General features: G+C 33.3%; 19 protein-coding genes. 2 read left to right on the top strand and 17 right to left on the bottom strand.

Annotation, left to right across the window (positions count from 1 at the left end; all coding sequences use genetic code 11):
• Positions 1–151: 151 nt before the first annotated feature.
• The 6 genes from ilvC to ACE01P_RS04100 all read right to left on the bottom strand — a co-directional run bounded on the left by ilvC (position 152) and on the right by ACE01P_RS04100 (position 8,358).
• Positions 152–1,621, bottom strand: coding sequence for a ketol-acid reductoisomerase (ilvC, locus tag ACE01P_RS04125; protein ID WP_379694513.1), 1,470 nt, complete (start codon positions 1,619–1,621; stop codon positions 152–154).
• A gap of 60 nt (positions 1,622–1,681) precedes the next feature.
• A complete protein-coding gene (ilvN, locus tag ACE01P_RS04120; protein ID WP_111291077.1) occupies positions 1,682–2,203 on the bottom strand; it encodes an acetolactate synthase small subunit in 522 nt (173 codons plus the stop codon).
• Positions 2,204–2,291: 88 nt separating this feature from the next.
• Entirely contained in the window at positions 2,292–3,980 is a 1,689-nt protein-coding gene (gene ilvB / locus ACE01P_RS04115; RefSeq protein ID WP_379694511.1) for a biosynthetic-type acetolactate synthase large subunit, read from the bottom strand.
• A gap of 83 nt (positions 3,981–4,063) precedes the next feature.
• Positions 4,064–5,737, bottom strand: coding sequence for a dihydroxy-acid dehydratase (gene ilvD / locus ACE01P_RS04110; RefSeq protein ID WP_379694509.1), 1,674 nt, complete (start codon positions 5,735–5,737; stop codon positions 4,064–4,066).
• A 269-nt stretch (positions 5,738–6,006) separates the two neighbouring features.
• Positions 6,007–7,125, bottom strand: coding sequence for a 3-isopropylmalate dehydrogenase (leuB, locus tag ACE01P_RS04105; protein WP_379694506.1), 1,119 nt, complete (start codon positions 7,123–7,125; stop codon positions 6,007–6,009).
• Between the two features lie 57 nt (positions 7,126–7,182).
• Positions 7,183–8,358 (bottom strand): 2-isopropylmalate synthase, encoded by a 1,176-nt coding sequence (locus ACE01P_RS04100; protein WP_379694504.1) that lies wholly within the window; start codon positions 8,356–8,358, stop codon positions 7,183–7,185.
• Between the two features lie 155 nt (positions 8,359–8,513).
• Here ACE01P_RS04100 and ACE01P_RS04095 point away from each other — a divergent pair, with 155 nt between their 5' ends.
• On the top strand, positions 8,514–10,058 hold the full coding sequence (locus ACE01P_RS04095) for a hypothetical protein (protein ID WP_379694501.1): 1,545 nt from the start codon (positions 8,514–8,516) through the stop codon (positions 10,056–10,058).
• Positions 10,059–10,288: 230 nt separating this feature from the next.
• Here ACE01P_RS04095 and ACE01P_RS04090 read toward each other — a convergent pair whose 3' ends face one another.
• Together ACE01P_RS04090 and ACE01P_RS04085 are read right to left on the bottom strand one after the other, a co-directional pair.
• Entirely contained in the window at positions 10,289–11,944 is a 1,656-nt protein-coding gene (locus tag ACE01P_RS04090) for a M1 family metallopeptidase (RefSeq protein ID WP_379694499.1), read from the bottom strand.
• Between the two features lie 155 nt (positions 11,945–12,099).
• On the bottom strand, positions 12,100–13,755 hold the full coding sequence (locus ACE01P_RS04085; RefSeq protein WP_379694497.1) for a M1 family metallopeptidase: 1,656 nt from the start codon (positions 13,753–13,755) through the stop codon (positions 12,100–12,102).
• Between the two features lie 144 nt (positions 13,756–13,899).
• On the opposite strand from ACE01P_RS04085, the gene ACE01P_RS04080 reads away from it, so the two are divergent.
• The gene (locus tag ACE01P_RS04080) at positions 13,900–14,598 is read left to right on the top strand and encodes a carbohydrate-binding family 9-like protein (protein ID WP_379694494.1); all 699 of its coding nucleotides are present in this window, start codon (positions 13,900–13,902) and stop codon (positions 14,596–14,598) included.
• Here ACE01P_RS04080 and ACE01P_RS04075 read toward each other — a convergent pair.
• From ACE01P_RS04075 to hisG, 9 genes are all read right to left on the bottom strand, one after another.
• On the bottom strand, positions 14,565–15,200 hold the full coding sequence (locus tag ACE01P_RS04075; protein WP_379694492.1) for a hypothetical protein: 636 nt from the start codon (positions 15,198–15,200) through the stop codon (positions 14,565–14,567). The two genes, ACE01P_RS04080 and ACE01P_RS04075, sit on opposite strands and share 34 nt — an antisense overlap.
• 113 nt (positions 15,201–15,313) lie before the next feature.
• Positions 15,314–15,916, bottom strand: coding sequence for a bifunctional phosphoribosyl-AMP cyclohydrolase/phosphoribosyl-ATP diphosphatase HisIE (hisIE, locus tag ACE01P_RS04070; RefSeq protein ID WP_379694816.1), 603 nt, complete (start codon positions 15,914–15,916; stop codon positions 15,314–15,316).
• Between the two features lie 90 nt (positions 15,917–16,006).
• Positions 16,007–16,762 carry an imidazole glycerol phosphate synthase subunit HisF gene (hisF, locus tag ACE01P_RS04065; protein ID WP_379694489.1) on the bottom strand — a complete coding sequence of 252 codons (756 nt, stop codon included), beginning with the start codon at positions 16,760–16,762 and terminating at the stop codon, positions 16,007–16,009.
• A 100-nt stretch (positions 16,763–16,862) separates the two neighbouring features.
• On the bottom strand, positions 16,863–17,588 hold the full coding sequence (hisA, locus tag ACE01P_RS04060) for a 1-(5-phosphoribosyl)-5-[(5-phosphoribosylamino)methylideneamino]imidazole-4-carboxamide isomerase (protein WP_379694487.1): 726 nt from the start codon (positions 17,586–17,588) through the stop codon (positions 16,863–16,865).
• Between the two features lie 85 nt (positions 17,589–17,673).
• Positions 17,674–18,255, bottom strand: a complete 582-nt coding sequence (gene hisH, locus ACE01P_RS04055; protein ID WP_379694485.1) for an imidazole glycerol phosphate synthase subunit HisH — start codon at positions 18,253–18,255, stop codon at positions 17,674–17,676.
• A gap of 67 nt (positions 18,256–18,322) precedes the next feature.
• Positions 18,323–19,459 carry a bifunctional histidinol-phosphatase/imidazoleglycerol-phosphate dehydratase HisB gene (hisB, locus tag ACE01P_RS04050; protein WP_379694482.1) on the bottom strand — a complete coding sequence of 379 codons (1,137 nt, stop codon included), beginning with the start codon at positions 19,457–19,459 and terminating at the stop codon, positions 18,323–18,325.
• A gap of 85 nt (positions 19,460–19,544) precedes the next feature.
• Entirely contained in the window at positions 19,545–20,594 is a 1,050-nt protein-coding gene (gene hisC / locus ACE01P_RS04045) for a histidinol-phosphate transaminase (protein WP_379694480.1), read from the bottom strand.
• A gap of 90 nt (positions 20,595–20,684) precedes the next feature.
• Complete coding sequence (hisD, locus tag ACE01P_RS04040; protein ID WP_379694477.1) at positions 20,685–21,968, bottom strand: histidinol dehydrogenase; 1,284 nt, start codon at positions 21,966–21,968, stop codon at positions 20,685–20,687.
• A 109-nt stretch (positions 21,969–22,077) separates the two neighbouring features.
• Positions 22,078–22,935, bottom strand: a complete 858-nt coding sequence (gene hisG, locus ACE01P_RS04035) for an ATP phosphoribosyltransferase (RefSeq protein ID WP_379694475.1) — start codon at positions 22,933–22,935, stop codon at positions 22,078–22,080.
• Between the last annotated feature and the right edge of the window lie 77 nt (positions 22,936–23,012).

Below are 23,012 nucleotides of genomic sequence, written 5' to 3'. Positions count from 1 at the left end.
ACTTAACTATCTCACTGAAGTTAAGTGAATGCAATATGCATCTATATCTATTATCTTAATAAGTGCTTACTAATTCAAAATATTACAAATCATTGATACAGTGCAAATCCCGCAAAATCGAATTCTGCGGGAATTCCCATTTTTTTTTTAATTATCCAATTTTTTTCATTGCAGTCATAGACTCTCTCAACCAAGCTCCTACTTCTTCGATAGGATGTTGGCGAATTTCTTTGTTTACAGCAATTAATACTGCATTATCTACTCCGTTTGAAGCTGAAAATGGTTTTCCGATAATGTTAGTTTCAACTTTTTTCATGAATTCAGTCAATAATGGCTTACAAGCATGGTCAAATAAATAACATCCGTACTCAGCAGTATCAGAAATTACACGGTTCATTTCGAATAATTTCTTTCTTGCAATTGTGTTTGCAATTAATGGCAATTCGTGTAATGACTCGTAGTAAGCTGATTCTTCGATAATTCCAGCTTCAGTCATTGTTTCAAAAGCTAATTCAACACCAGCTTTTACCATTGCAATCATTAATACTCCATTATCAAAATATTCTTGCTCAGAAATTGGAGCTTCTTGTGGAGCTGTTTTTTCGAAGTTAGTTTCTCCTGTTGCAGCTCTCCATTTCAATAAGTTAACATCATCATTAGCCCAGTCAGCCATCATAGTTCTAGAGAATTCTCCAGAAATAATATCGTCTTGGTGTTTTTGGAATAATGGACGCATGATATCTTTCAATTCTTCAGCTAATTCGTAAGCTTCAATTTTTGAAGGATTATTTAAACGATCCATCATATTTGTAATACCACCGTGTTTTAAAGCCTCAGTAATAGTTTCCCATCCGTATTGGATTAATTTAGAAGCGTAAGCAGCATCGATTCCTTTTTCAACCATTTTATCAAAACATAAAATAGATCCAGTTTGCAATAAACCACAAAGAATAGTTTGCTCACCCATTAAATCTGATTTTACTTCAGCTACGAAAGATGATCTTAAAACTCCAGCTCTGTGTCCCCCAGTTGCTACAGCATAAGCTTTTGCTTGATCTAAACCAAATCCGTTTGGATCATTTTCTGGGTGAACAGCGATAAGAGTTGGAACTCCAAATCCTCTTTTGTATTCTTCACGGACCTCAGAACCAGGACATTTAGGAGCACACATAATTACAGTGATGTCTTTACGAATTTGCATTCCTTCTTCAACAATGTTGAATCCGTGAGAGTAAGACAAAGTAGAACCTTGTTTCATTAATGGCATAATAGCAGTTACCACAGCTGTGTGTTGTTTGTCTGGCGTAAGGTTACAAACTAAATCTGCAGTTGGAATCAATTCTTCGTAAGTTCCTACAGTAAAACCATTTTCAGTTGCATTTTTATAAGAAGCTCTTTTTTCTGCAATTGCATCTGCACGCAATGCATAAGAAATGTCTAAACCAGAATCTCTCATGTTTAATCCTTGATTCAAACCTTGTGCTCCACAACCAACAATTACAACTTTTTTTCCAGCTAATGCTGCAATTCCGTCTGCAAATTCTGATTGCTCCATAAATTCGCAAACTCCTAATTGTTCTAATTGTAATCTAAGTGGTAATGTATTGAAATAATTTGCCATTTTTGTTTTAATATTTAATGAAATGAAATTTAATAATTGATATATATAACTAAGATTGTATTATTTAAAAGTTTCTAGCAAAGCTGAAATTTCCATTTTTTGTTTCGAAACCGAAATTCTTCCAGAACGTACAAACTGCATAATTCCGTATGGTTTGAACTTTTGGTATAATTCTTCAATTTCAGAACGTCTTCCTGATTTTGAAATCACGAAGAAATCACGAGAAACCGTTACAATTGTAGACTGGCTTTCTTTGATGATATTCTGAATTTGTTTCTCGTCGAATAACAAACTTGAAGCGATTTTAAACAAAGCATTTTCTAAGAAAATTGTTTCTTCATCTGTATGATAAAATGCTTTTATAACTTCAATTTGTTTTTCAATTTGTCCTACAATATTCTGAACCCATTTCTCTGTCGTATTTACTACGATGATAAATCTTGAAACATTCTCTATTTCTGATTCTGAAACATTTAGACTTAATATATTAATGTGACGCTTTAAGAATATTCCAGATATTCTATTTAATAAACCCACGTTATTTTCTGAGTATACCGATATGGTAAATGTTTTATCTTCCATGTTGTTTTTTAGTTTGTTTTGTTTCAAGTTTCAGGTTTCACGTTCTCAACAGAACTTGAAACTTGGAACTTGAAACATGAAACTTTTCTTAACTTAATCTAATTTCTGATACACAAGCTCCTGTTGGAATCATTGGGAAAACGTTGTTTTCTTTTTCGACTACAACTTCTAAGAAATAAGAATCTTTTGAAGCCAGCATTTCTGCGACGGCAGCATCTAAATCCTCACGTTGTGTAACTTTTTTAGATTTGATATAATATCCTTCTGCAATTGCAATGAAATTTGGATTAATCATTTTTGTAGAAGCATATCTATTATCAAAGAATAATTCTTGCCATTGGCGAACCATTCCTAAGAATTCGTTGTTTAAAACCACAATTTTTACTGGAACTTCTGTTTGGAAAATTGTTCCAAGCTCCTGAATTGTCATCTGGAAACCTCCATCACCAATAATCGCCACTACTTCACGCTCTGGTTTTCCCATTTTTGCTCCAATTGCAGCAGGTAATGCGAATCCCATAGTTCCTAAACCTCCAGAAGTAATGTTACTTTTTGTTGAATTGAATTTAGCGTAACGGCAAGCAAACATTTGGTGCTGACCAACATCTGAAACGATAATTGCATCACCTTTTGAATGTTTGTTGATCATTTCAATAGTTTCTCCCATTGAAATTCCTTTTCCATTCGTTGGATTTAATTCTTCTTTTATAACAGAATCAAATTCTACTTTGCTTAACTCTTTAAATTCATTAAGCCAAGAATCGTGAGATTTCGCATCCAATAATGGTAATAAAGCAGCTAAAGATTCTTTTACATCTCCTAAAACAGCTACTTCAGTTTTTACGTTTTTGTCAACTTCTGCTGGATCAATTTCGAAGTGAACTACTTTTGCTTGTTTAGCATAAGTTTTCAAATTACCTGTAACACGGTCGTCAAAACGCATTCCGAAAGCAATTAAAACATCACATTCGTTTGTCAATAAATTTGGCGCATAATTTCCGTGCATTCCTAGCATTCCAACATTCAAAGGATGATCTGTTGGTAAAGCTGATAATCCTAAAATTGTCCAAGCAGCTGGAATTCCAGATTTTTCAATTACTGCTTTGAATTCTGCTTCGGCTTGACCTAAAATAATTCCTTGTCCAAAAACAATAAATGGTTTTTTTGCACTATTAATTAAAGCTGCAGCTTCAGCAACTTTATCTAAATTCAATTTTGGAATCGGAACATAACTTCTAATTCCTGTGCATTTTTCATAACTAAATTCGAACTCATCAAATTGAGCATTTTTAGTAATATCAACCAATACAGGCCCTGGACGACCCGAACGAGCAATGTAAAATGCTTTTGCAATAATTTCAGGAATTTGAGAAGCTTCAGTTACCTGAAAATTCCATTTTGTAACCGGAGTTGAGATTCCGATAATATCTGTTTCCTGAAATGCATCAGATCCTAATAAATGTCTTCCCACCTGCCCTGTAATACAAACCAAAGGCGTTGAGTCGATTTGAGCATCTGCAATACCAGTTACTAAATTTGTAGCTCCTGGTCCAGAAGTAGCAATTGCCACTCCTACTTTTCCTGTAGCTCTTGCATAACCTTGAGCTGCATGTGTTGCACCTTGTTCGTGACGTACTAAAACGTGGTGTAGTTGATCTTGAAATTTATATAATTCGTCGTAAACAGGCATTATAGCTCCACCTGGATAACCATAAATTAAATCTACTCCTTCTGCTAATAAACATCTTATAACGGCTTCTGCCCCTGATATTTTCATAGTATATTGTTTTTCAAAAGTCAAACTTCAATTTAATTTTTATTGCTATTGAAGTTTGCTTTTTGATTTTGTTATTTTTAAAATTAATTATCGGTTACACATCCTGTTGATGCACTCGAAACCGATTTAGCGTATTTAAGTAAAACCCCTCTGTCAACTTTTAATTTCGGCTGAATCCAAGCCGCTTTTCTTGCTGCAAATTCTTCGTCGGATATCTTCAGGTCGATTGTATTTTTCACAGCATCGATAGCAATTAAATCACCATCTTTTACTAATGCAATACCACCACCATCATATGCTTCTGGTGTAACGTGACCTACCACGAAACCGTGCGAACCGCCCGAGAATCTACCGTCTGTAATTAGTGCACAGGTGCTTCCTAATCCAGCTCCGATAATGGCAGATGTAGGTTTTAGCATTTCAGGCATTCCCGGACCACCTTTTGGCCCACAACCTCTAATGACGACTACATTACCTGGTTTAATTTTTCCGGCTTGAAGACCTGGAATTACTTCAAATTCACCTTCAAATACAACAGCTGGTCCTTCGAAATATTCTCCTTCTTTACCGCTGATTTTTGCTACAGCACCTTCAGAAGCAAGATTTCCGTATAAAACTTGGATATTTCCTGTTGGTTTTAATGCTTTTTGAATTTCATGAATTACTTCTTGTCCGTCTTGTAAATCTGGAGTTGAAGCTAAATTTTCTGCAACTGTTTTTCCTGTTACTGTCAAACAATCTCCTTGAATAAGTCCTACTTTCAACAAGTATTTCATAACTGCAGGAATCCCTCCTACTTCATGAATATCTTCCATCATGTACTTACCGCTTGGTTTCATGTCTGCCAATACTGGAGTTCTATCGTTAATAGCCTGGAAATCATCTAAAGTGATCGTAATTCCAACTGAGTGCGCCATTGCAATTAAGTGCATTACCGCATTTGTAGAACCTCCTAAAACAGCTACAATTGTAATAGCATTTTCAAAAGCCTTACGAGTCATAATGTCTCTTGGCTTGATATCTTTTTCTAATAATATTTTGATTGCTTTTCCTGCCTCAAGACATTCGTCTCTTTTTTCTTGGCTTAAAGCTGGGTTAGAAGAACTATAAGGTAAACTCATTCCTAATGCTTCAATAGCAGAAGACATTGTGTTTGCAGTGTACATACCACCACAAGCACCAGCTCCTGGGCAAGCATTTTGAATTACACCTTTAAAATCTTCTGGAGTGATTTCGCCTTTTACTTTTTTTCCTAAAGCTTCAAAAGCAGAAACAATATTTAAAGATTCTCCTTTCCATTTTCCAGAGTGAATAGAACCTCCGTAAATCATCATTGATGGACGATTTAGTCTTCCCATTGCGATTAATGCTCCAGGCATATTTTTGTCACAACCAGGAATTGCGATAATACTGTCATACCATTGCGCTCCGGCAACAGTTTCAATAGAATCTGCGATTACATCACGAGAAACTAATGAGTAACGCATACCTTCAGTTCCGTTAGAAATACCGTCACTGACACCAATGGTATTAAAAATAAGTCCGACAAGATCTGCATCCCAAACACCTTTTTTAACATCTTTTGCTAAATCGTTCAAGTGCATGTTACAAGTGTTACCATCGTAACCCATGCTCACAATACCAACTTGTGCTTTCTTTAAATCTTCTTCAGTTAAACCAATTCCGTACAACATCGCTTGTGCCGCTGGCTGTGTTTGATCTTGTGTGATGGTCTTGCTGTACTTATTTAATTCCATTATTCTATTTATTTTTTAATTTTTTGTTCAAAAAAAAACCTTCCAAGTATTTGGAAGGTTTGTAATATAGTCTTTCAATTATATTTATAACATTCCCGATGCAGATGTGTGAATCACATTGACAACAACGACAGAAGTAATAATAATTGAGATTTGCATCCTTTAATTTTTTAGTCTTACAAAAGTAAATAAACTTCAGGAACTAAAAAAATAAAATCTCAACATTTCCGACACTTCTTGTTATTATCTTCACTTTTTAACAAAAAATATTAAACAATTGTAGATTGTCCAATACTAACATTGTCATTATTAAAATACAGCAAATCGTCTTTGCTGAAAATAAAATTAGAAACGAACTCTCCTACTTCGTTTGTTCCGAATTTTGAGTCTGGTTTCAAATCAACTGTAACTACTTTGTATTCAATTGCTTTTTCTACCGCTTTATAAATTACGTGAGCTTCTTTAGTTAATCCAAAATGTTCCAACAAAAGCGCCGCCGCTAAAATCGAAGCAATCGGATTTGCAATGTTTTTTCCTTTTGCCTGCGGATATGATCCGTGAATTGGTTCAAACAAAGCATTTTTTTCTCCTATAGAAATCGATGGCAATAAACCAATAGATCCTGTAATTACGCTAGCTTCATCAGATAAAATATCTCCAAATAAATTCTCCGTTAAAATCACATCAAATTGTTTCGGATTTAAAATCAACTGCATTGCCGCGTTATCAACAAATAAGAAATCTAAAGCCACATCTGGATAATCTGCGCTCACTTTCTGAACCACTTTTCTCCACAATCTTGAAGTTTCCAAAACATTTGCTTTGTCAACCATTGTTAGCTTTTTACGTCTTTTTTGCGCTGATTTAAAAGCTAAATGTGCAATTCTTGTAATTTCTTCTTCTGAATATTCACATAAATCTGAAGCATGTGTTCCTTCTTCATTAAGTGTTTTTTCTCCAAAATAAGCTCCACCAGTTAATTCTCTAAAAATGGTAAAATCAGCTCCTTCAATGATTTCTCTTTTTAAAGGAGAAGATTCTATTAAGGCTTTATAAGGTTTTATAGGACGAATATTAGCAAACAATCCTAATTCTTTTCGCAGTTTTAATAATCCTTGTTCCGGACGAACCTTTGCGTTTGGGTTATTATCGTATTTAGGATCTCCAATTGCACCAAGCAAAACTGCATCTGTGTTCAGACAAAGATTCAGGGTTTGCTCCGGTAACGGATTTCCTGTTTTATCGATAGCAACCGCTCCCATCAGCGCTTCTTCAAAAACAAATTCATGATTATACACTTCGCCAATGGCGTATAAAGCTTTCTTAGCTTGTAAAATTACTTCAGGCCCAATTCCATCTCCTGGTAAAACTGCAATTTTTAAATTCATAATCTCTCGCTCTTTATGTCTTTAAATCCTTATTGTTCCTAGTTTATTTTTGAAATATTAACTTCTGATTAAATCACCTTCTATTTTAGAAGCTTCTATAATTTGGTGAATATCTGCGTCTACAACTTCTTTTTTAATGTCAGCGAATTTCAAGAATTCGATGTAAACGATATCTAATTGTGTTTTTGTTAATTCGTAACCTACTTTTTTAGCACGGTAAGCTAAAGCTGCTCTTCCGCTTCTTGCTGTCAAAATAATTGAAGACTCATTCACACCCACATCTAACGGATCCATGATCTCGTAAGTTGCTCTGTTTTTGATAACACCATCTTGGTGAATTCCAGAACTGTGCGCAAATGCATTTGCTCCAACAATCGCTTTATTTGGCTGTACAATCATTCCCATACTTTCAGAAACTAAACGGCTCATTTCGTTTAATTCTCTTGTATTAATGTTTGTATCTAAGTTTAAGTAAGGGTGTTGTTTGAAAATCATTACCACTTCTTCAAGTGCAGTATTTCCTGCTCTTTCTCCAATACCATTAATAGTACATTCGATTTGTCTTGCTCCATTAATAGCTCCTGCGATTGAGTTTGCAGTTGCCATTCCTAAATCATTATGACAGTGGCATGAAAGGATTACGTTTTCGATTCCTTTTACGTTTTCTTTTAAGTATTTAATTTTTGCTCCGTACTCTTCTGGAAGACAATATCCAGTAGTATCAGGAATATTCAATACCGTTGCTCCAGATTTGATAACCTCTTCACAAACTTTAGCCAAGAACGCATTATCTGTTCTACCAGCATCTTCAGCGTAGAATTCAACATCTTCTACATACGATTTTGCATGTGCTACAGCATATTTTGCTCTTGCAATAATATCTTCAGGCGTAGTATTTAATTTGTGGAGTATATGAGATTCTGAAGTTCCGATTCCAGTATGGATTCTAGGTTTCTTAGCGTGCTTTAAAGCAGCTGCGGCAACATCAATGTCATTTTTTACGGCTCTTGTAAGTCCGCAGACGGTTGCATTTTCTACAATTTTACAAATCTCAGAGACCGATAAAAAATCGCCCGGACTTGACACAGGAAAGCCTGCTTCGATAATGTCAACTCCCATTTTGTCTAGTCGTTCTGCGATAACTAATTTTTGCTTAGTATCTAACTTGCATCCTGGAACTTGTTCACCATCTCGCAATGTGGTGTCAAAAATTTGAACTTTCTCTCTATTCATATTCATTTATTTAATGTAATTTCACATCTTGATAACAAATATATATTGTACTATTACAGTATGAAATTCATTTTAATGAAATTATACTGTTCATAAAACGTTTTATACCGTATTAACTAACTTATAATCAATAAGTTATATTATTATTTTTTACAATGGCTAACCATCAAAAAGATTTCTTATTTGTTCTAATCAAATCACTTTCGAAATCAGAAAAAAGGCAGTTTAAAATTTTTGCAAGCCGATTAGAAACGAGTTCAAACACAAAATTTATCGAATTATTCAACATTTTAGATAAGTCTGAGGTTTACGACGAAAAACTCATTCTTAAGAACGGTGTTATCCAAAAAGTACAGTTATCTAACTTAAAATCATACTTATACAAACAAATCTTAGTAAGTATAAGGTTAAATATTCCTAGCCAGAACATTCGTTATCAGCTTCGCGAGCAAATGGATTTTGCTGTTATTCTTTATAATAAAGGATTATACAAACAGAGTTTGAAAATTTTAGACAAAACAAAACAGCAGGCTCTTGAAAATGATGAAAAATATATGGCGTATGAAATTGTGGAGTTCGAAAAATTGATCGAATCACAATATATTACACGAAGTATTCAAGGTCGCGCCGACGAATTAGTCGTTCAGGCGAAAGAATTGAATTATAGAAATACAATTTCAAGCAAACTTTCGAACTTATCACTTCAATTGTACGGAATCATGCTAAAAACGGGTTACGTAAAAAGTGATGAAGAATATAAATATATTGATGATTATTTCAACAGACATATTGCAAAATTAGATGAAAGTAAATTTGGCTTTCGCGAAAAATACTGGTTTTACAATGCAAGTCTTTGGAGAAGTTTTCTTGTTCAGGATTTTTTGGCTAGTTATAAATTTGCCTATAAATGGGTAAGATTATTTTATGATAATCCAAACATGATTTATCTGAATCCTGTGTTTTTCTTGAAAGGAAATCATTATTTCTTAGAATCACTTTATATGCTAAAGTATAAATCGAATTTCAAGAAATATCTGAATCTTTTTGAAGAAACTATTGCTGATCCGAAATTCCCTGTAAATGATAACATTGCATCACTATCATTTCTTTATGTTTACAACAATAAGCTGAATCTACATATATTAGAAGGTACTTTCGCGGAAAGCGAATATTTGATTCCTGAGATTTTAAATAAACTAAAATTACACAGTGAACATCTTGATGAACATCACGAAATGCTGTTTTTCTATAAAATCGCTTCTATTTATTTTGGTAACGAAAAATACAATGAATGCATCAATTATTTAGATAAAATCATCAATAACAAGAATTTGACGATGCGTGAAGATTTAATGTGTTTCGCAAGATTGTTGTCTCTGATTGCGCATTATGAACTTGGAAAAGATTATTATTTAGAAAATCATCTAAAGAGCACGTATAAGTTTTTACTAAAAATGAATGACTTACACGAAGTTCAAAAAGAAATCATCAAATTCTTAAGAAACTTAAATAACTTCTACCCTGCTGACATTAAAAAAGAATTCAAGAAAATGCATGCGCGTTTTGTAGAACTTGAAAAAATCACATACGAAAAGAGAGCTTTCCTTTATCTTGATATTATTTCGTGGTTAGAAAGTAAAATTGAGAATAGAAAAATCGCTGATATTATTAAGGAGAAAGCGAAGCTTAATAATAGATAGGTTTTAAGTTCCAATAAAAAAGGCGTTAAGAATAAGTTCTTAACGCCTTTTTTTGTCATTTCGAGGAACAAGAAATCTTCGAAAGAAATTCTTCAATCTTTGTCGAGCCACTTGTGGAGATTTCTCCTTCGTCGAAATGACAAAACTATAAGCAAAAACAAACCCGACAGGTTATTAAAATCTGTCGGGTTTGCTATTTATAAAACTCCAAATTGAAATTTCCCTAAAACTTATTCTACAATATTAGAAGTTGTTACATAGAAATCTTTATCAACTTCCAGTTTTCTGTCCTCGTTTGTTGTTTTAACCGATTGCCATTCTGTTGTTGGTTTCAACCAAGTTTCAACACCGTTTAATTTCACTCTTACTGGCATATCAAATTTAGATACGCAGTTTGTCCAGTGGTATCCGAAAGTTCCGTTTTTAAACATATATTCAAAAACTGGAATTTGAGTTGTAGTCAAATATTGAGCAAAAACTCTATTGAAATTAATTCCAGATTGCTCATTTATATAATCTTGAATCTGTTTTCCTGTAACTGTTTGATGATAAAAAGTCTTATTCATACCTCTTAAAATCGATTTCCATTTTGCATCATCATTAATTACCTGACGAATCATGTGAAGCATTGAAGCTCCTTTCGGATACATATCTCCAGATCCTTCATTATTTACATCATAATGACCAATAATCGGAGTATCATTTTTAATATTTTTTCTGCATCCAATTACATATTCTGCTGCAGCTTCTTTTCCATAATAATATTCTACGAAAAGGCTTTCAGAATAATTCGTAAAACTCTCATGAACCCACATATCAGCAATATCTTTGTAGGTAATATTGTTTGCATACCATTCGTGACCAGATTCGTGAATAATGATAAAATCAAATTTCAATCCCCAGCCCGTACCGCTTAAATCGCGTCCTAAATAACCATTTTTGTATTGGTTTCCATAAGTTACAGAACTTTGGTGCTCCATTCCTAAATACGGAACTTCAACCAATTTATAACTATCTTCGTACCAAGGATATGGTCCAAACCAGCTTTCAAAAGCTTTCAGCATTTTTGGAGCATCTTTAAATTGTTCTTTAGCTAAAGCCAAATTATCTCTTAAAACATAATAGTTGCAATCTAAGTCTCCTTTTTCTCCTTTAAAAACTTCAGAGAAATTAACGTAATCTCCAATGTTGATGTTTACACCATAATTGTTGATTGGGTTCGAAACATACCAATTGAACGTTTTAGTTCCGTCTTTTTCTTTTTTAACGCTTTTTAATCTTCCGTTTGAAACTTCTGTTAAATCACCAGGAACATTCACGCTGATTAACATATTTTCCACTTCATCATACATGTGGTCTTTACACGGCCACCAAACACTTGCGCCTAAACCTTGGCAAGATGTAGCAATAAAATCTTTTCCGTTTTTATCTTTTTTCCAAGAAAATCCGCCATCCCACGGAGCTCTAACCGCTTCTTTTGGTTTTCCTTCAAAGAAAACAACGATTTCTTTTGTATCGCCAACTTTTTGCTTTTCGTTTAAAGTGATAAAGAAAGCATTTCCGTCTCTTTCAAACTTTAATTCTTTGCCGTTTTGCGTTACTTTGGTGATATTCATCGGTTCTTGCAAATCGATTTGCATACGGTTGTTTTCTGTTAAAACAGTATAACGAACTGTATTTGAACCTGAAATAGATTTTTCAGATGGTTTAACCTTTACATCAAGGTGATAATATTTTAGATCCCACCAAGCTCTTTCTTTCGTAATGCTTCCGCGTAAAGTATCTTGATGTGTAAAAACGGTTTCTGACTTGTTTAAAAGTCCCTGAGCATTGGCAGTAAAACCAATTAGAAAAGCAGTTAAAATGCTTCCAAAGTAATTTTTCATTGGTTAGAATTATAAAATAAATAAAGTATTCGAACTTAATCTGCAACAAATGTAAACATTCGAATTAAGTTTTCTAAAATTTTATGATTTCTCTATAAAATCAAACCCAATAAATTAAAAATCTATTGGGTTTAGCTGATTATTCTTAAAGAAATCTAATTTGTGATATTAGATTCTGTCACGTAAAAGTTTTTGTCTACAGTTAAATCTGTTTTTTCGCTATTCAAATCTATAGTATGCCAATCAGTTGTTGGTTTTAGCCAAGTTTCAACTCCGTTTAATGTAACTTTCAAAGGAAGATTGAAATTTTCGACAGTATTTATCCAATGGTAAACTAATTTTTTATTTTTAAAATAATATTCAAAAGTCGGCACTTGCGGTGTTCTCAAATATTGATCGAAAACTAGACTTAAATCTATGCCAGATTCTTTGCTTATAAAATCTTCAATCTGCTTTGTTGTAACGGTTTGATGATAAAAAGTCTTATTCATTCCTCTCAAAATCGATTTCCATTTTGCATCATCATTTATTACCTGACGAATCGTGTGAATCATATTAGCCCCTTTTGGATACATATCTCCAGAACCTTCTCTGTTTACATCATAATATCCAATAATTGGCTCTTTATTCGAAATCATTTTTCTGATTCCCCTTGCGTATTCATTCGCTGCGTCTTTCCCGTAATAATATTCGATAAACAGAATTTCAGAATAAGTTGTAAAACTCTCGTGAATCCACATATCAGCAATGTCCTTGTACGTAATATTGTTAGCAAACCATTCATGCCCTGACTCATGAATAATGATATAATCAAATTTTAATCCCCAACCTGTCCCACTTATATCATGACCGTTGTGACCGTTCTGATAGTTGTTTCCGTATGTTACAGAACTTTGGTGTTCCATTCCTAAATACGGAGCTTCAACCAATTTATAACTGTCTTCATACCAAGGATAAGGTCCAAACCAGCTTTCAAAAGCTTTCAGCATTTTTGGAGCATCTTTAAATTGTTCTTTTGCTTTAGCCAAATTATCTCTCAAAACATAATAATTGCAATCCAAATCACCTTTTTCTCCTTTATATTTTTCTGAGAAATTAACGTAATCTCCAATATTGATGTTCACACCATAATTGTTTATCGGATTGGCAACATACCAGTTGAAAGTTTTAGTTCCATCTTTTTGTTTTTTAACGCTTTGCAGTCTTCCATTTGAAACATCAGTTAAATCTCCTGGAACATTCACACTAATCAACATATTTTCAACTTCATCGTACATATGATCCTTGCAAGGCCACCAAACGCTAGCGCCTAAACCTTGGCAAGATGAAGCTATAAAATCTTTTCCGTTTTTATCTTTTTTCCAAGTAATTCCTCCATCCCAAGGTGGACGAACCGCTTCTTTCGGAACACCGCTAAATGAAACTATAATTTCTTTAGTTTCTCCAACTTTTTGATTTTCTGTTAAAGTAATAAAAAAAGCATTTCCGTCTCTTTCAAATTTCAATTCCTTTCCATTTTGAGTAACTTTCGTAATATTCATCGGCTCTTGAAGGTCGATTTGCATACGATTGTATTCTGTCAAAACAGTATAACGCACCGTATTTGATCCCGAAATTGTTCTGTCTGCCGGATTCACCTTAATATCAAGATGATAATATTTCAAATCCCACCAAGCTCTTTCTTTTGTAATGCTTCCGCGTAAAGTATCCTGATGTGTAAAAGCCGTTTCTGACTTCCTTAAAAGTCCCTGAGCATTGGCTGTAAAACCGATTAGGAAAGCAGTTAGAATGCTTCCAAAATAATTTTTCATATTCAAAAAATTGGAGTAAAATATTTCGCTAAATTTTAACAAATGTAAACATTCAAGTTAATTTTTTGTTTTTTATTATTTAAAAATGCTCTTGGAATCAAATATTCTTCTCTATTTTAGCTTTTGAATTATATTTTACATTTTATGAAATTATCTAGTTTTATTATTACCACATTTTTTATCTGCCAATTACCCATTTATTCACAAACAATTCCCATTCATAAAACAAATAAAAAAATAACTATTGACGGAGATCTAACAGATTGGAAAACACCTTTTCTTGGTCCGTTTGTAATTCATAACACAGGAGAAAAAGCCACTCAAAACACTTTTGTTTCACTTTCGTGGAATAAAAAAAATCTTTATATCGCTTATAAATGCACTGATTCTAAAATTGTTGGAGCTCCAAAAATAAAAGACACAGAGATTTTTTATACAGATGACTTGGTAGAAATTTTTCTTGATCCAGATGGAGATGGCAAGAATTATATTGAAATTGGAATAAATGCATTTTCTACCAACTACGATTTGCTTTTAAAATGTATTTCAGAAGAATGCGGCGGCTGGAATACTTCAATGGATTTTAATATTGCTGGCTTAGAATCAGTCGGCAAAATCACTAATGACGGATATGTTGTAGAAATCAAAATCCCATTTTCTAGCCTTGAAAAAGCAGAAAATAGCGGTTTTACAAAACCTAAAATTGGAACCAAATGGAAAGCAAATACTTTTAGAATCGATTACGGTAACACAACAGAATATCTTGCATTACAGCCTTATAAGAGTTTAAAATTTGGCTTTCATCAGCCTCAAGAATTTGCTGTTTTTGAGTTTGTTAAATAGCGTTTAATAAATTGAAATTGTTGATATTCTATTACTTTAAAATATTCTGCATTACCAGCCAAATAATCAAAAGATGAGTTAGTCATTTTCATTTCATAAACTTCAAAGATTGATTTATTTCGAACAAAGTACAAATTTGTATCAAACCTGTAATTTAAATCCTCATGGCATTTATATGTATCTAAAAACATAGTAATACCTTTCTTTAAAACTGTTGGATTCGAAAGTTCTTTTGGAAGAAAAATATCTAGAAAAGCATTATTATCTACATATAATTCTCCCGTACTTTCATTAATTGGATAAAAATTCCCATATGGTGATTTTTCTAAAAACAAAATCATTCGCTGTCCAGACTTTAATTCCTTCATTCTTGGATCACAAAGCCATTCTTTCCAAATTGCTACATTAATTTTTGTGCTAGATTTCCCTTTAATAAATTGACTTATCGTGAACTCATATTCATTCTTTGAAACCTTAGAAATAGTTCCATCAACAATCAAAATAGCTTTAGAAACGACCAAAGAATATGGCATTACATTTTTCTTAAACCCGTAATTAAACACAGAATAAAGCAATAATAGCAAACAAAAATAAAGTCTCATAAAGTTCTATTAAGAAATTAAAAATACTTTTTTTTAAGATATAAGACATAAAAAAATCGCATTATCGCAGTCATAATACGATTTGATTTATTTGAAAAGAAAAATTCAAAGAACTACTTCTGACGTTTCTTCAAAACTTCAACAACATCATTTAGCTGATATCCTTTGGCTTGAAGCAGAATTAAATAATGAAAAAGTAAATCTGCGCTTTCGCTAAGAAACAAATCGTCATTATCATCTTTTGCCTCGATAACCACTTCTACAGCTTCTTCACCAACTTTTTGAGCAATTTTATTGATTCCTTTTTCGAATAATGAAGCAACATAACTCTTCTCTGAATCAGCATTTTCTCTTCTAGTTTTGATCGTATTTTCTAACTGAGAAATAAAACCATAATTAGCAGAATTCGATTCTTGCCAGCACGTATCAGCTCCTGTGTGACACGTTGGTCCAACAGGTTTTGCTTGAATCAAAAGCGTGTCGCCATCGCAGTCGTTTTTAATGCTTACTAAGTTTAAAAAGTTACCACTCTCCTCGCCTTTTGTCCAAAGCCTTTGTTTGGAACGACTAAAGAAAGTTACCTTCTGAGTTTCTATTGTTTTTTGAAGCGATTCTTCGTTCATGTAACCCAGCATCAAAACATTTTTAGTTTCTGAATCCTGAATGATCGCCGGGATTAATCCGTGCGCGCTTTTTATATCGATTTCCATTTTAATTTTAGATTTTTGATTTCAGATTTTTGATTTCTGGCATCCTGTTATTTTAGATTAAATACTATCTTTCTTCTTGCTTCTTTCCTCTACAATTTAGAGTCTAACTTCAATTCCATTATCTCTAAGTTCCTGTTTCAAAGCCTTGATTTCGATTTCCTTAAAGTGAAAAACACTTGCCGCTAAAGCTGCATCAGCTTTTCCTTCTTTAAACGAATCTACGAAATGTTGAATATTTCCAGCACCTCCCGAAGCAATAATCGGAATATTTACTAGTTCCGAAAGCTTAGCCAAAGCCTCGTTTGCAAAACCATTTTTCGTTCCGTCATTATCCATCGAAGTGAATAAAATTTCGCCAGCTCCACGTTCTGCGACTTCAACAGCCCAATCGAATAAATTTAATTCTGTTGGTACTTTCCCGCCTACTAAATGCACAATCCATTGTCCGTCAATTTGTTTGGCATCGATTGCAACGACAACGCACTGACTTCCAAATTTCTGAGCCAAGTCATTAATCAATTGCGGATTTTTTACTGCCGATGAATTAATCGAAACTTTATCGGCACCGTTATTTAGGAGAATATCAACATCTTCAACAGATGAAATTCCACCACCAACCGTAAACGGAATATTGATTTTCTCCGCCACGCTTCGCACCATATTTACAAGCGTTTTACGTCTTTCTTCTGTTGCCGAAATATCCAGAAAAACCAATTCGTCCGCACCTTCAGCCGAATAAATTTCCGCTAATTCCACAGGATCTCCGGCATCTCGTAAATCAACGAAATTGACGCCTTTTACAGTTCTTCCGTTTTTTATATCTAAGCAAGGTATGATTCTTTTTGCTAACATTTTTTCTAATGTGTCAATTTGTAAAATTAGATAATGTGTCAATTAGAAAATTAGATAATTGTTTAGCAACTGCGTAAAATTATCTAATTGCCTCATTTTCTCATTTACTAATTATATAGTTTTCTAGTTGTTTTAAGCTGATTCTTTCTTCGTAAATCGCTTTTCCGATGATAGTTCCTTCACAGCCTAACTCAGCTAATTTGGGCAATTCATCGAAAGTTGAAATTCCACCTGAAGCAATTAATTTTATTCCTTTAGCTTCCGCTAAAATTTTGCTGTATAAATCAAAACTTGGACCTTGAAGCATTCCGTCTTTTGCAATATCAGTACAGATAACATACTGAATTCCTTTTGATTGATAATCTTGAATGAATGGAACCAAATCTTCATTTGATTCTTCTAACCAACCAGAAACGGCAATCTTTTCATCTTTTGCATCTGCACCCAAAATGATTTTTTCCGTTCCGTATTCTGAAATCCATTTTTCGAAAATTGTTCTGTTTTTAACTGCAATACTTCCGCCAGTAATTTGATTTGCACCGCTTTCAAAAGCAATTCTCAAATCATCATCAGATTTTAATCCACCGCCAAAATCAATTTTTAAGCTTGTTTGCGTTGCGATTTGCTCTAATATCTTATAATTGACAATTTTACTTGATTTTGCACCATCAAGATCGACTAAATGCAAATATTCAATTCCGTGAGCTTCAAATGATTTCGCTACTTCTAGCGGATTTTCATTGTAAATTATTTTTGTATCATAATCACCTTTGGATAAACGAACGCATTTTCCGTCAATGATATCTATGGCTGGTATTATTCTCATTTTTATTATTTTAGATTTTAGAGTTCAGATTTTAGATTCTCTAAAAATTGATATTTTGATTGATTTTTGATATTGAAATTGAATTTTACATTTTCAAAAAATTTCCAAGGATTTTCTCTCCAACATCACCGCTTTTTTCTGGATGAAATTGAGTTCCATAAAAATTATCTTTCTGTAAAGCCGATGCATATTCAACATCATAATTGGTTTTAGCAACGGCATATTCGCAATTTGGTGCATAAAAACTATGAACTAAATACATGAATTCATTTTCAGAAATTCCTTTAAACAAATCGGTTTTTAAATCATAAATCTGATTCCACCCCATTTGAGGCACTTTTACGTTATTTGAAAATTTCAAAACATCAATGTCAAAAATCCCCAAACCTTCTGTATTTCCTTCTTCAGTTTTATTACACATCATCTGCATTCCAAGGCAAATTCCTAAAACAGGTTGTTGCAATTGCGGAATCAAATAATCCAATCCGCTTTCACGAAGCTTTGTCATTGCCGAACTCGCCTCGCCCACGCCTGGAAAAATCACTTTATCAGCCGCTTTAATTTCGTCTGAATTATTACTCAAAACTGCCTTAAAACCCAATCTTTCAATAGCAAACATAATGCTCTGAATATTTCCTGCTCCGTAATTTATAATTACTATTTTCATTTTTTTTAGTTGTTGGTTGATGGTTATTGGTTGATGGCTAACAACTATCAACCAACAACCATAAACTTTAAAGCATTCCTTTCGTTGAAGGCAAAATCATTTTTTCGGTATCTCTTTTTACGGCAACTTTTATTGCTTTCGCGAAAGCTTTAAAAATTGCCTCGATTTTGTGATGTTCGTTGATTCCTTCTGCTTTGATATTTAAGTTGGCTTTTGCACCGTCTGTGAATGATTTAAAGAAATGATAAAACATTTCAGTTGGCATTTTTCCAACCATTTCACGTTTAAATTCCGTTTCCCAGATTAGCCAGTTTCTTCCTCCGAAGTCAATTGCAGCTTGTGCTAAACAATCGTCCATTGGCAAGCAGAATCCGTAGCGCTCGATTCCTAGTTTGTTTCCTAACGCTTTCGCGAAAACTTCCCCTAAAGCAATTGCAGTATCTTCGATTGTATGGTGTTCATCAACTTCTAAATCGCCTTTTACAGTAATTTCTAAGTCCATTTGACCGTGACGTGAGATCTGATCTAACATGTGATCAAAAAATGCAATTCCGGTGTCGATTTTACTTTTTCCTGTTCCGTCAAGGTTTAAGTTGATGTAAATATCGGTTTCGTTTGTTTTTCTTGTAATTGATGCCGAACGCGCTTCTAATTTCAAGAACTCATAAATAGTTTTCCAATCCATTGATTGCAAAACTATTGTATCGTTTAATTCTTCACGTTTAGATGAAATCTCATTGCTTCCAACTCCATCTGTATCGTTCATAAAAATGGCTTTTGCCCCTAAGTTTTTAGCCAATTCAACATCCGTCAAGCGATCTCCTAAGACAAAAGAGTTTTCTAAATCATATTCTGGATTGTTCAAATATTTAGTCAACATTCCAGTTCTTGGCTTGCGTGTTGGAGCATTTTCCTCTGGAAAAGTTCTGTCAACGAAGATTTCATCAAAAACAACTCCTTCATTTTCAAAAGCTTTTAAAATGAAATTTTGCGTTGGCCAAAACGTATTTTCAGGAAAACTATCTGTTCCCAAGCCATCTTGATTCGTTACCATTGCTAATTCGTAATCTAATTCGTTAGCAATTTTAGCCAGATATTGAAATGCTTTCGGATAAAACTCTAATTTATCTAAGCTGTCTAATTGATAATTTTCTGGTTCTAAAACAATCGTTCCGTCACGATCGATAAAAAGTACTTTTTTCATAATTTATATTTTCTGTCGCCACGAATTACACTAATTAGCACGAATTTAATTAGTGTAATTCGTGAAATTCGTGGCTAATATATTTTTAGCTTAATGATTTCAATTCTTTAATAACAACCGCATTTTCTTCTTTTGTTCCGATTGTAAAACGAAGACAATTTTCGCATAAAGGTTGTGTTGTTCTGTTACGAATTACAATTCCTTTTTCAATTAACTGATCGTATCTTTTATTAGCGTCATCAACTTTTGCTAAGATAAAATTGGCTTCCGTTGGATATACTTTTTCAACAAAACTCACTTCAAGTAACACTTTAAGCAATTCTTCTCTTTGCTCAATAATAGAAGCTATTTCTTTTTTTATTTTATCAGAATCTTTTAAACGCTCGATTGCTCTTTGTTGCGTTAATTCATTAACATTATAAGGTGGTTTGATTTTGTTTAAAATTGAAATCACAGCTTCAGAAGCATAACAAACTCCCAAACGAATTCCTGCCAAACCATATGCTTTAGAAAGCGTTTGTGTGATCACTAAATTTGGATATTCGTCAATTTCTGTCAGCCAACTTTCTTTATCTGAAAAGTCAATATAAGCTTCATCAATCACAACTAAACCTTTAAAGTTTTGAAGCAATTTTACCACGCTTTCATCTGAAAAAGAATTTCCTGTTGGATTATTTGGCGAGCATAAAAAGATGATTTTTGTATTCTCATCAACGGCTTCTAGTATCTTTTCTACTTGTGGCTGAAAGTCTGTTGACAGTAGAATTTCTCTATTTTCAACTGCATTTATGTTCGCTAAAACGCCATACATTCCGTAAGTTGGCGGAAGCGAAATAATATTATCTTTATTAGGTTCGCAAAAAGCTCTAAAAAGTAAATCTAGAACTTCATCACTTCCGTTTCCTAATAGAATCTTATTTTGTTTTACCAAATTATTTTTAGCTAAAATGGCTTTAACCGAATTCTGTTGTGGATCTGGATAGCGATTTACTCCATTTTGAAACGGATTTTCATTAGCATCCAAAAAAATCATTTCGGCTGTATCAAAATCTTCAAACTCATCTCTCGCAGACGAATACGGTTTTAAAGATTTTACGTTTTCACGTGTTATTGTATTTATATCGAAGGTACTCATTGTCTTTTCTTTTTTAGATTTATAGAAGAAAGAAGCAAGAGGAAAGACTTTTTATCTTGCTTCTTTCTTCTTTTCTCTACTTTCTCTTTCTTACTCTAAACTCTTTAATCTTAAGGTCACGGCATTTTTATGCGCTTGCAAGCCTTCAGCTTCTGCCATTGTTTCAATAGCTTTTCCTATATTTTGAATTCCTTTTTCTGAAATCTTCTGAAATGTCATTGACTTCATAAAACTATCTAGATTTACACCACTGTAATTCTTTGCATAACCGTTAGTTGGCAAGGTATGATTGGTTCCGGATGCATAATCTCCGGCACTTTCAGGAGTGTAATTTCCAATAAAAACTGAACCTGCGTTTACGATTCCGTTGCAATAGAAATCATCATATTTTGAGCAGATTATAAAGTGTTCTGGGCCGTATTCGTTTATTAAATTTAAAGCGATTTGATCATTCTCAACATAAATTAATTTTGAATTTTCGATTGCTTTTTCTGCGATTGCTTTTCTTGGAAGAACTTCTAATTGAGATTGCACTTCTTTTTCTACGTCATCAATCAGTTTTTTTGAAGTTGAAACTAAAATCACTTGACTATCTGTTCCGTGTTCTGCTTGAGACAATAAATCTGAAGCCACAAAAGCAGGAACCGCAGTATCATCAGCAACAATCAATAATTCTGAAGGACCGGCCGGCATATCGATTGCAACACCAAATTGCGTTGCCAATTGTTTTGCTACTGTTACAAATTGATTTCCTGGTCCGAAAATTTTATACACTTTCGGAATTGACTGCGTTCCAAAAGTCATTCCTGCGATCGCTTGAATTCCGCCAACTTTTAAGATTTTAGTTACACCGCATAAATTCGCTGCATATAAAATTGCTGGATTAATTTTTCCTTTTTTATCTGGCGGAGAACACAATACGATTTCTTTGCAACCTGCAATTTCAGCTGGAACTGCCAACATTAAAACAGTCGAAAATAAAGGCGCTGTTCCTCCAGGAATATATAAACCAATTTTCTGAATTGGTCTTTTCTCTTGCCAGCAGTTTACTCCTTCAATTGTTTCAACCGAAATTCTTTCTGTTTTTTGGGCGTTGTGGAATTTATAAATATTGTCTTTTGCTAATTCAATAGCTGCTTTTAATTCGTTTGGAATCAAACTAATTGCTTCGTTGATTTCATCTTGCGAAACTTCATAGTTATCTTGAGAAATTCCGTCAAAAATCGAAGTATATTTCGCTACAGCTTCATCTCCTTTTCTCTGAACTTCTTTAAAAATTTCTTTAACCGTAACTTCAATATCATCAACAGTTTTAGTTGGTCTTTTTAATATTTCTGACCAGATTTCTGGTTTTGGATTGTCTATTTTATTCATAATCTTTTAATATTAAATTCCAAATTTCTAAAATCCCAAATTCCAATTCTTTGTTTTAAAATTTTAATCCTTAACTTGGAATTTGGAATTTAAAAATTGAAATTTCTTTTTACAGTACCATTTTCTCAATTGGACAAACTAGAATTCCTTCTGCACCAACTTCTTTTAATTGATCAATAACGTCCCAAAAAGTGTCTTTATCAATTACAGAGTGAACGCTGCTCCAACCTTCTTGTGCCAACGGAAGAACCGTTAAACTTCTCAAAACTGGAAGGATTTTTCCAACAGCTTCGATTTTGTCGTTTGGAACGTTCATTAAGATATATTTCGAATTTCTAGCTCTTAAAACTGCTTGAATTCTGAATTTTAAAGTATCAATGTGTTTTTGAATTTCTGGAGAAACTTTTGGAGAAACTGCTAAAACAGCTTCACTCTTCAAGATTACTTCAACTTCTTTTAAGTTGTTTTTGAAAAGTGTGCTTCCGCTTGAAACGATGTCGACAATAGCATCTGCAAGTCCGATATTTGGTGCAATTTCCACAGAACCAGAAATTTGGTGAATATCCACAGTTATACCAAATTTACCAAAAAATTCATTAACTGTATTTGGATATGAAGTCGCAATACGAAGGTTTGCTAAATCTTGAACCGAATTGTATTCGAAAGTTTTAGGAACTGCTACAGAAACTTTACATTTTGAGAACCCTAATTTTTGAACTACCTCAATTCCTTTGCCTTTTTCTACCAAAAGATTGTCGCCAACAATTGCTAAATCTACTACTCCATCAATTAAATACTGAGGAATATCTGAATTTCTCAAGTATAAAACTTCAAGAGGAAAGTTAGAAGCTTCGGCTTTTAATTGATCGATTCCGTTGTTGATTGAAATGCCGCAGTCTTTTAAGATTTGAATGCTGTCTTCGTTTAAACGACCTGATTTTTGAATTGCAATTTTTAAAGTACTCATTTTTTTAGTTGTTTGTTTGGATTAATAGTTTGAGTACAAAGAGAGCTTGAAATAAAAAACCCGTTTGATGTACTCAA

This window comes from Flavobacterium sp. HJSW_4 (assembly GCF_042436695.1).
In the GTDB taxonomy this organism is placed as follows: Bacteria; Bacteroidota; Bacteroidia; order Flavobacteriales; family Flavobacteriaceae; genus Flavobacterium.
The sequence above is the reverse complement of the archived record's forward strand: the minus strand, read 5'-3'. Positions and strand labels throughout refer to the sequence as shown.

What these genes read in the sequence shown, in the direction of transcription:
- ilvC (WP_379694513.1), bottom strand. Translation starts at nt 1,621, where the DNA reads ATGGCAAATTATTTCAATACATTACCACTTAGATTACAATTAGAACAA.
- ilvN (WP_111291077.1), bottom strand. Translation starts at nt 2,203, where the DNA reads ATGGAAGATAAAACATTTACCATATCGGTATACTCAGAAAATAACGTG.
- ilvB (WP_379694511.1), bottom strand. Translation starts at nt 3,980, where the DNA reads ATGAAAATATCAGGGGCAGAAGCCGTTATAAGATGTTTATTAGCAGAA.
- ilvD (WP_379694509.1), bottom strand. Translation starts at nt 5,737, where the DNA reads ATGGAATTAAATAAGTACAGCAAGACCATCACACAAGATCAAACACAG.
- leuB (WP_379694506.1), bottom strand. Translation starts at nt 7,125, where the DNA reads ATGAATTTAAAAATTGCAGTTTTACCAGGAGATGGAATTGGGCCTGAA.
- ACE01P_RS04100 (WP_379694504.1), bottom strand. Translation starts at nt 8,358, where the DNA reads ATGAATAGAGAGAAAGTTCAAATTTTTGACACCACATTGCGAGATGGT.
- ACE01P_RS04095 (WP_379694501.1), top strand. Translation starts at nt 8,514, where the DNA reads ATGGCTAACCATCAAAAAGATTTCTTATTTGTTCTAATCAAATCACTT.
- ACE01P_RS04090 (WP_379694499.1), bottom strand. Translation starts at nt 11,944, where the DNA reads ATGAAAAATTACTTTGGAAGCATTTTAACTGCTTTTCTAATTGGTTTT.
- ACE01P_RS04085 (WP_379694497.1), bottom strand. Translation starts at nt 13,755, where the DNA reads ATGAAAAATTATTTTGGAAGCATTCTAACTGCTTTCCTAATCGGTTTT.
- ACE01P_RS04080 (WP_379694494.1), top strand. Translation starts at nt 13,900, where the DNA reads ATGAAATTATCTAGTTTTATTATTACCACATTTTTTATCTGCCAATTA.
- ACE01P_RS04075 (WP_379694492.1), bottom strand. Translation starts at nt 15,200, where the DNA reads ATGAGACTTTATTTTTGTTTGCTATTATTGCTTTATTCTGTGTTTAAT.
- hisF (WP_379694489.1), bottom strand. Translation starts at nt 16,762, where the DNA reads ATGTTAGCAAAAAGAATCATACCTTGCTTAGATATAAAAAACGGAAGA.
- hisA (WP_379694487.1), bottom strand. Translation starts at nt 17,588, where the DNA reads ATGAGAATAATACCAGCCATAGATATCATTGACGGAAAATGCGTTCGT.
- hisH (WP_379694485.1), bottom strand. Translation starts at nt 18,255, where the DNA reads ATGAAAATAGTAATTATAAATTACGGAGCAGGAAATATTCAGAGCATT.
- hisB (WP_379694482.1), bottom strand. Translation starts at nt 19,459, where the DNA reads ATGAAAAAAGTACTTTTTATCGATCGTGACGGAACGATTGTTTTAGAA.
- hisC (WP_379694480.1), bottom strand. Translation starts at nt 20,594, where the DNA reads ATGAGTACCTTCGATATAAATACAATAACACGTGAAAACGTAAAATCT.
- hisD (WP_379694477.1), bottom strand. Translation starts at nt 21,968, where the DNA reads ATGAATAAAATAGACAATCCAAAACCAGAAATCTGGTCAGAAATATTA.
- hisG (WP_379694475.1), bottom strand. Translation starts at nt 22,935, where the DNA reads ATGAGTACTTTAAAAATTGCAATTCAAAAATCAGGTCGTTTAAACGAA.